The organism is Methylonatrum kenyense, from assembly GCF_023195885.1.
In the GTDB taxonomy this organism is placed as follows: Bacteria; Pseudomonadota; Gammaproteobacteria; order Nitrococcales; family Aquisalimonadaceae; genus Methylonatrum; species Methylonatrum kenyense.
Map to the genome: position 1 here is coordinate 120,189 of NZ_JALPKO010000009.1, position 9,089 is coordinate 129,277.

5 protein-coding genes are annotated in these 9,089 nt (G+C 62.1%); 2 read left to right on the forward strand and 3 right to left on the reverse strand.

Annotated features, from left to right (window positions below):
• Position 1 precedes the first annotated feature (1 nt).
• Together M0534_RS11440 and M0534_RS11445 are read left to right on the forward strand one after the other, a co-directional pair.
• The gene (locus M0534_RS11440) at positions 2 to 5,725 is read left to right on the forward strand and encodes an RHS repeat-associated core domain-containing protein (protein WP_248568563.1); all 5,724 of its coding nucleotides are present in this window, start codon (positions 2 to 4) and stop codon (positions 5,723 to 5,725) included.
• A gap of 372 nt (positions 5,726 to 6,097) precedes the next feature.
• Positions 6,098 to 6,625 (forward strand): REP-associated tyrosine transposase, encoded by a 528-nt coding sequence (locus M0534_RS11445; protein ID WP_248568573.1) that lies wholly within the window; start codon positions 6,098 to 6,100, stop codon positions 6,623 to 6,625.
• A 305-nt stretch (positions 6,626 to 6,930) separates the two neighbouring features.
• Here M0534_RS11445 and M0534_RS11450 read toward each other — a convergent pair whose 3' ends face one another.
• From M0534_RS11450 to M0534_RS11460, 3 genes are all read right to left on the reverse strand, one after another.
• Positions 6,931 to 7,317: a type II toxin-antitoxin system VapC family toxin gene (locus tag M0534_RS11450; protein ID WP_248568564.1), complete on the reverse strand. Its 387-nt coding sequence runs from the start codon at positions 7,315 to 7,317 to the stop codon at positions 6,931 to 6,933.
• On the reverse strand, positions 7,314 to 7,559 hold the full coding sequence (locus tag M0534_RS11455) for a type II toxin-antitoxin system Phd/YefM family antitoxin (RefSeq protein WP_248568565.1): 246 nt from the start codon (positions 7,557 to 7,559) through the stop codon (positions 7,314 to 7,316). Before M0534_RS11455 ends, M0534_RS11450 begins: the two co-directional genes overlap by 4 nt.
• 255 nt (positions 7,560 to 7,814) lie before the next feature.
• Positions 7,815 to 8,765, reverse strand: coding sequence for a calcium/sodium antiporter (locus M0534_RS11460; RefSeq protein ID WP_248568566.1), 951 nt, complete (start codon positions 8,763 to 8,765; stop codon positions 7,815 to 7,817).
• Between the last annotated feature and the right edge of the window lie 324 nt (positions 8,766 to 9,089).

Below are 9,089 nucleotides of genomic sequence, written 5' to 3' on the forward strand. Positions count from 1 at the left end.
CATGGAACGCCAGGGACGGGCGGTCTGCGGCCTCGCCGGCATCCGACACTGCTTGTCGTTGCTGGTCGGGGCGATCCTGCTCAGCGGCTGCCTGGGCGGTGGTTCGGGAGACGGCGAGGCCGAAGCCCCGGCAGATGATGTCGTCGTGTTCGATGCGGACCATTTACTGGTTGACCCGGTGACCCACCAGGGTCTGTTGTGGCAGGTCGGCGAAAAAAGCGTGACGGTGCTGGGTCATCGCGGTGAGGTTGTTGCCCGGCATGCCGTGGACGCGGGTGTCGCCGACGCCATAGCCGACGAGGACGCCGACGGCTTCCTTGTCCTGGACCAGGGTGGACAGCTGAAGCGGCTCGATGACCAGGGCCTGCGGCGCTCGGATCATGCCGGATCCGCCGATCACCAGGCGGCCTATGCGTCACTGGAGGCGACCGGGCCCTACCTTGGCTTGCGGAGCGAATCCGGACTCAGGGTGTATGCCCGCGGCGCGGGCCTGCAGCAGCACCTTGCCATCGACATGCCCTTCACGCATTACCGTCTGGTGCCCGAGTTCGACATGTTGCTGGTCGTGTTGTCGCCTCCTGGTTCCGACGGCAGCATCCTGCGGCATTTCAGCCTGAGCAGTGGAAAACCGGTACAGGACCTCGCGTTCCGGGAGCGTGTCACCGCGCTTGCGGCCGTTGCCGAGGAGGACCGCCTGCTGCTGGGCGTTGGTCACCGACTGCAGTTGCTGACCCTGAGTGATCTCGGCGAGGTGGACCAATGGGATACGGGGGCCGTGATCGGGCAAATCCTGTTTCAGCCGTTCACCGGCACCGCAGTGCTGGTGCCTGAGGCGTCCGCGCCGGTTCGCCTGCTGGATCTGGCGGAGGGGCGTGTCGACGTGCTGGAAACCGCGAAGGCCGCTGAGGGAATGGCTGCTCTCAACCTTCGACACAACGCCCTCTGGCAGATCGATGCAGAGGGAGTGCTCCGTCACACGCGCCTGCCGGCCCCGGCGCCCGCTTTCGATGAGATTCGGCCGGACCGCGTGTCGCAGGCGGATGGTGCCATCAGGCTTGAGATGGACGGCGGACCATTCTTCGATGGCGCGCAACTGACAATCGGCGAACAGGAGTTCATGCCGGGCTGGCAGGACCATGCGCGCCTGTCCCTGGAACTGCCGGTGGACGAGCTGGATGTGATCGGCACGCAGGCCGTCCGAATCGGCAACCCCGGTCCGCTGGAGGCGCTGTCGAATGTGCTCAGCCTGATCGTCGAGGGGCTGGCTCCGAGGGTGGATGGCATCTCCCCATCGGCTGGGCCTGCCGGCTCGCTATTGCGAATACGTGGCGCGCGGTTCAGTGACAACCCGGCCGGTAATCAGGTCAGGATCGGCGGTGTCGCCGCCGTGGTCGCGGCGGCCTCCGCCAATGAACTTGAGGTGATCGTGCCGCTGCAGACCGCGGGTGGTGTGGTTCAGGTTACAACTGATGCCGGCACTGCCGAGAGCCCGGTCGCCTATTCCCTGCTGCAGCGGCAGGCGTTCCGGATCGCAGCCAGCGAGCAGCGTCTGGTGTTGCCGCAGTCCGGCTCGGCCAGCATCGTGCTGTCGCTGGAAAGCCTGGGCCTCGATGACTACGACCTGCCCGTCGCACTACGGCTTTCCGGCCTGCCGGACGACCTCGGTGCATCGCTGCATCCGCGACAGTTGTCGCGAAACCGTGATGTCCATCTGCAATTGCACGGCGAGACGGCCGCGGGCGATTACACGATTCGCCTGCTTGCCGAGGGGGAATCTGAGGAAGGCCTGATTCGTGCGCAGATCACGCTGCAACTGCAGGTCCTCGACCCGTCCCGGACCGCCGTGCTGGGCCGCGTGGTGCATGCGGATTCGGGTGTCGGGCTTGCGGGTGTCCGGGTCAGTCTCGGCGATGCCACAAGCTATTCCGATGCCAGTGGCCACTATCTGTTCCTCGATCCGGAGGTCCGGGGCGAGCAGGTCGTGCTGATCGATGGCGATTTGCTGAATACCGAGTCGGAACACTATCCATCGCGGATTCCCTTGCCGGTCACGGTAGCCAGTGGACAGACCAGCCAGGTGTTGACCGCACATCTCGCGCCGGTTCAGGCCGAGGTGTTCACCCGGATTCGGTCCGGCGAGGCCGCCACCGTGACCGATCCCGCGATCCCGGGGTATGCGCTGAACATTCCGCAGGGCGCGACCATGATCGGCTGGGACGGCGAGCCGATCGATCGCATCAACGTGCGTCAGGTACACCCCGATCGTTTGCCGATTCGGCCGCTTCCCGAGGGGGTCACCACCAACAGCGTCTACCTGTACTATTTCTTCCGCCCCGGCGGCGCCGAGCCCAGCGAGCCGATTCCGGTAACCATGCAGAACGACCTCGGCCTGCAGCCGGGCGAGACGGCCACCATGTGGTACTACGATGAACTGCCGGAACCCGATCCGGAATCGAACCAGTGGCGGGTCATGGGCTCCGCGACCGTGAGTGCCGATGGTCAGCGCATCGTTTCGGACCCGGGTGTCGGTATTCCGCGTTTCTGCTGTGGCGCCTCGTTTGCCACACCCGATGACCCGCCGGAGATCGCGCCCGGCGGCGACGGCGATGATTGCCCGGGGCCGCGTGCCGGCAACCCGGTGGACCTGGCCTCCGGCAGCGGTTCGGTGCTGGCCGACCACGACCTGCGGGTCGGCGGTGATCCGGCCCTGGGCGTGCGCGTGCGCTACAGCTCGCTGTCGGACCGGGACGGGCCCTTCGGTCGCGGCACCTATTCCGATTTCGAATGGCGGCTGGAGCGGGGCGTCGCACAGGCCACGGTAACCTCACCGGATGGCGTGCGTTACAACCTGGTGCGACAGGACGACGGGCGCTACAGGCAGCAGGCCGGCCGCAGCGGCGGTTTCCGCATGGAACTGGAAGTCACCGGCGAGGCGGCGATACTGCATCGAGGTACGCAGCGCTTGCGCTTCGGGGTCGGCGGGCAGATGGACGGCTTGCTATTGGGTGTCGACGACGCGCAGGGGCAGCAAAGGCTGCGCATCACGCGTGATCCGGACGAATCGGCGCGGGTGACACGCATCAGTGATCACCAGGGACGCCAATACCAACTCGCCTATACCGGTGACCAGGTGACCGAGATTCGTTGTCCGATGGGTCGCCATCAGGCGTTCTCCTATGACGAGGACCGTCTGGTGCGTGTACAGGACTTCGGCGGCGGGACGACGCGGTACGAATGGGCGGCGGTGGACGAGCGCCAGCAGATCGTGCGTCGCGTCGATCCGGACGGCGCGGTCACCGAATTCGACTACCTGGTGCCACCGCCGGCATCGGAGGCCCCGCCGGGTGCGGCTGGCAACTGGTCGCCGCAGCGCGTGCTCGGCCGTATCCAGTCGCAAACCCTGGCGGACGGCGCGGTATACGCCTTCGACTACACGCCGGAGTGGCGGGACAGCGTCGGCACAACCCGCATGACCCATCCGAACAATGCGGTCAGCGAGTATCAGTTTTCCAGCGATGGCTATCCGATCCGGAAGCTGGATGCGCTGGGCCGCGTCACCGAATTCGACCGGGACTCACGGACTGGCTTGCTACGGACGCTGACCGATCCGCTGGGCCGCATCACCCGATTCAGCCATGACCAACGCGGCAACGTCACCTCCGTCACGGATCCCTCCGGTGGGACTTCGCTTATGCAATATCACCCCCGATTCCACAGGCCCATAACCGTCACTGATCCATTGGGTCGCCAGACGCAGCTGGAATACCACTCCTCGGGCGCACTGCAACGGCTGATCAACCCGGCCGGCGAGGCCACCACGTTGCAGCGCGATAGCGAAGGGCGTCTGGTCGGCGTGATCAATGCGGCAGGCGATGCGACGCATCTCGCCTATGATGCCTATGGCAACATCCGGCAGATCACCGACCCGACAGGTCGGAGTCTGTTACTGGAGCATGACCGTGCCGGTCGATTGCTGAGCCGCACCGACGCCGCCGGCCGCACCACGCGCTACGACTACGATGCCATGGACCGACTGATTCAGGTGGCGGATGGCAGCGGCCACACGACCGGAATCAGCTACACGGAAACCGGCCGCATCGCCCGGGTCCGCGATCCGGCAGGGAATCTGGTCGAGAGCAACACCTTCGATCTGCGGGGACGGCTCGTTCGCAGGGTGGATGCTCTCGGCGGTGCGTACAGCGACGAGCACGATCTGGAGGGAAACCTGATCAGCGCCACGGATGCCCGCGGAAAGCAGACAAGGATCGACTACGACCTCGCCAACCGGCCGGTCATGATCGAGTATGCCGATGGCCGCACAGTGCATTTCACCTTTGATCAGGCCGATCGCCTGGTCCGGGTTGTCGACAGCGAAGCCGGTGAGCATCGATACGCCTATGACCAGGCGGACCGCCTGATCAGGGAGACCAACGACCACGGCTCCATCGAGTACGCCTACGACGCTGCCGGACAGCTCCTCACACGGCAGGTCAATGGCGTGCTGAAGACGCAGTACAGCTACGACGCGGCCGGCCGGGTGCGGCAGGTCGAGCACGATGGCCGTACTGTCAGTTTCCAGCAAGACCTTGCCGGACGGCTCACGGAAATCCGCTTGCCGAATGGCCTCCGGCAGACACATGCCCACGACGCGGCCGGTCAGCTGCGCGCCATTCGCTACCTGGACGAAAATGGCAGGGAGCTGGACCGCATCGATTACGACTACGATGCAAGCGGCGCCCCTGTCCGGATCGATCACGAAGCCGGCCATCCGTTGCTCGACACAGCGTTCGAGGCCGAATACGACGAGGCCAATCGCCTGATGTCCCTCAATGGCCACGCGCTCGATTATGACGCGAACGGCAACCTCATTCGCAGGGAGACGGATGACGGTGTGGTGACCTTCAGTTGGGACGCGCGCAACCAGCTCGTTGAAATCGACGGCCCGGACTACCGCGCTCGATTTGCCTACGACTACCTCGGTCGCCGTATCAGGCGGGACATCAACGGGACAGTGACCCGGTACATCCATGACGGCCCACAGGTCATCGCAGAGCTCGGCGAAGAACGCAGCATCCAGGCCCACTATCACCTCGGTCTCGGCATTGACGAGGTGCTGGCCCGGTACGCCGGCGCCGACGAAGTCCTGCTTCGCGACGCCCTGGGCAGTGTCATGGCACTGAGCGACGAACAAGGCCAGATCGTGCGCCGCTACAATTACAGTGCCTACGGCGAAACCGAGTCCTTCGGCGCCGACAGCACGAATCCCCTCCAATTCACAGGCCGGGAAAACGATGGCACCGGACTCTACTACTACCGAGCCCGCTACTACGCCCCCGACCTCAACCGCTTCATCAGCCCCGACCCCATCGGCCTCCTCGCCGGTGACGCTAATTTTTATCGGTATGTTCGAAATGACCCTCTGCGACTCGTCGATCCTTTGGGGCTAACACCGAATTGGGTTGGTCCAACAGGTACCGTAGTTGGCGTGACAGGTGGAATGATGGCTGTCGGAAGCGCTAGAAGGGGATACGCCCCAGGTTTTCTACTTGGAATCTCTATGGTCGGGGTAGGGTTGTTGATGACCTCATATTCAGATGTTTCTCTTCCGTACACTGAGTTTAGAAATTTAGACAGGGATGAGGCATTCCGGGAGCTGCAGCGATCGCTGGATGATCTTCAGCAAATAATAAATGAATCCAGTTTTCTGGGGAGGGGGTGTCGATGAGAAAAATAAAACTCATGAGGCGGGTCTCGGTAATATTTTTCTGTTTTTTAATATTTTTAGGGGTTTTTCAGCATTATTATTATTACAAAGTAAGGCCGAATCAGATTGCTTCTATTCTGGAGGATTCTGGGGTTGAGAGGGTTGACCCGGTCTTCTATGAAATAGTTGAGCCGCGAGTTTCGAAATTTATTTGGTTCTATCTTTTTTGTGTTTTTTATTTTGGTTTTCACGTTGAAGTTTTTTCTCGTCTGGAGCGCGAGGAGAATAATCGTAGGGTGCATTAAGCGAAGCGAATGCACGCGGTGTGACCCCGCTCGACAAACCACCAACATCGAAATGGATTTCGATGGCAATGTTCGCAAGGAGGCGGAGATGTCGCGTTATCGAAGATCGCGCCTTTCGGGTGGCACGTGGTTCTTCACGGTTGTGACTCATAACCGGCGAGCCCTTTTCGAAACGCCGGACAACGTACAACGGCTCCGGGAGGCGGTTCGAATGGTCGCTGCCTCGCGACCGTTCGTGATCGATGCCATGGTCGTGTTGCCTGATCACATTCATGCCATCTGGACCCTACCGGACGGTGACAGCGACTTCTCGACACGGTGGCGTCTGATCAAATCCCGTTTCCGGCCGGTTGAGGAGACCGGCAAGACCCCGTCGGTGAAAAGGGGGCGTGCGCTCTGGCAACGTCGCTTCTGGGAACACCGTATACGCGACTACAATGACCTTCGCCGGCATGTTGACTACATTCACTACAATCCGGTACGCCACGGCCTCGTCGACAACCCGGCCGAGTGGCCATACAGCAGCCTCCACCGTGCGATTCGTCATGGCGTGTGCCCTGAAACCTGGGGTCAATCCCGAATGCCGGAGGGCATCGAGATGATTGACGCCGAGTGAGTAGGCGGACGTCTCCTGGCCATTGCAAGACTGCGGCCCCACCGAGGGCAGCTTGAAAAATATATGAGCAACAGCCTCCGTGACACTTTCCAATGGATGGCATTATGTCTGCATCGGGCGCCTGACACTGCGTGCATTCGCTGCGCTGGAGGGAACACTCAACAAAATCCCGCGGAGGCTCCCGCCCGGCGTAGGGCGGATCAAGCGCAGCGGATCCGCGCAGTGTGATCCGTTGGCGGGACAAGGAAGGTTTTCGGACAACGACGGTGTTCGGACCAGGAAAGGCCGCGGCCAGTGACGCGTAACTAGGCAGGACGAATCGGCCCCGGATACTGGGTCACGATCCTGTCCGCTGTAAGCAGTACGAAGCCCTCATACGTGGCCTGTGCGACCAGCATGCGGTCAAACGGGTCTCGATGGATGGCGGGCAATTGTGCCGCCGCCAGGGCATGCGCTGCCGAAATTTGTAACTCTGCATAATCGTTTTCGACGAGCCCGCGCTTCAGCACATGCGGGTCGACCACGAAATCCTTTCGTCCCAGGCCTGCCTTTATGCCTATCTCCCAGATGCTTGCAGCACTGAACCACAGGCGATGGTTCTCATTCGATATCAGTGCGCGCGTATCCGGGGTGAGTCGATCAGAATCGATCGCGACCCATAGGAGTAGGTGGGTGTCGAGAAGCAGGTTCACGGCTGGCCTTCGAAAAGCTCCTGAATCGCTTCGTGATCCATGGAATCGAAATCATCAGGCACGCGAAACTCGCCTTTCAGAAAACCGATTCGTTGTTTCGCGCTGCTCGCAGGTGCGTCGATCGCGACGACCCTTACCAGGGGGTGACCCGCGCGTGCAATCACGAAAGGCTCGCCCTTGGAGGCACGCTCAACCAACCGGGACAACTCGGTCTTGGCCTTGTGCATGTTGACGGTTTCCATGATACCTCCGCGACTTAGTTCAGTAGACTTAGTTTATTCCTGAATGCAACAGACGGCAAACTTTCGGCGTCAGCGGTAGATCCGTGAAAGAGTGGCCAGGCAGGGCGTTCTTCCCGATGTGACTCGGCACTCCATCGCCTCAGTTCTACTGTAAGGCCTTGCCCGCCGTGATGCCTGACACCGCGTGCATTCGCTTCGCTTAATGCACCCTACGAGAGGGGCACGCTTCGTGGTGGCGTGTCGCCGGATGTTTCCCTAGAACGGTCCTGCGAAGGTCACGGCTATGTATGCGATGTAGCCGGCCAGCAGTACAGCTGCTTCCAGTCGATTGATGCGTAGCCCGGAGAACAGGATCAGCAGAAGCAGGGCAGAGGAGCCCAGCATCACCCATTGATCGAAGATGACGATCCGCCGCGCCATCTCCAGCGGTTGCAGGAAGGCGGCAACGCCGAGTATGCCGAGCACGTTGAAAATGTTGCTGCCAAGGATATTCCCGACCGCAACGTCGGCCTGCCGTCGGATCACGGCCAGCAGGCACACAGCCAGTTCCGGCAGCGATGTGCCGACTGCAACCAGGGTCAGGCCGATGACCGCCTCGGATACACCGAACCCGAGGGCCACTGCGACCGCCCCTTCGAGCAGCAGGCGCGATCCGGCGATCAGCAAGCCCAGGCCGCCGAGCAGGGCAATGATAATGCCCGGGATGCCGCCGGGAAATGCCGGACTGGCGGAGACTGCGGACGCCTGTTCGGCTTCCGGCATTACCCGCTCGGTGCGATACGCCCAGACCAGGTAGGCGGCCAGGGCCAGCAGCAGCAGCAGGGCATCCAGTCGGCCCAGGTAACCCCCCGCCATCAGCGCAACCATCAGGCAGCTGCCGGCGATCATCGCCATGCCGTCGCGCATCAATGCGGCGCGCGTGGTTAGCAGGGGCAGAACCAGGGCGCTGAGACCGAGAATCAGCATGACATTGCTGATGTTGCTGCCGACCACGTTGCCGACTGCGATATCCGGCTGGCCGGTCAGCGCGGCATTGACCGAAACCACCAGTTCCGGCGAGGAGGTGCCGATACCGACGATGACAATGCCGGCCAGCAGTGGCGATACGCCGGCTCGCCGCGCTGCGGCCAGCGCGCCTTTCACCACAGCCTCACCGCCTGCGGTCAGTAGCAGGATTCCGGCGAGGATCAGGAAGCCGTTCATCATGGGCGCGATTGTGACGGAAAGTGAGGGGATTTGGGACAACCAAGGTTTTCGGACAAGGAAGGTGTTTGGAAGGTTTGGCCTTGGCAGGCATGCCAACGTCGCTGCTGTTGTAGGGCGGATCAAGCGTAGCGGATCCGCGCGGTGTCAAGCACCCCAGTGCAGCACGGCCATTCAGCAACAACCAAGGCAATCGGGGACGGTATCAACACCGGCAGGATACGAGATCGGTGTAATCCGATAGCGGACGACACCGCGTGCATTCGCTTTGCTTAATGCACCCTTGTGTCTTGCGGTTGATGACTAGCTACCATGAGCCGCACTGGT

Excerpts from the sequence above, each read along its gene's own strand:
- M0534_RS11440 (WP_248568563.1), top strand. The coding sequence starts at position 2 with ATGGAACGCCAGGGACGGGCGGTCTGCGGCCTCGCCGGCATCCGACAC.
- M0534_RS11445 (WP_248568573.1), top strand. The coding sequence starts at position 6,098 with ATGTCGCGTTATCGAAGATCGCGCCTTTCGGGTGGCACGTGGTTCTTC.
- M0534_RS11455 (WP_248568565.1), bottom strand. The coding sequence starts at position 7,559 with ATGGAAACCGTCAACATGCACAAGGCCAAGACCGAGTTGTCCCGGTTG.
- M0534_RS11460 (WP_248568566.1), bottom strand. The coding sequence starts at position 8,765 with ATGATGAACGGCTTCCTGATCCTCGCCGGAATCCTGCTACTGACCGCA.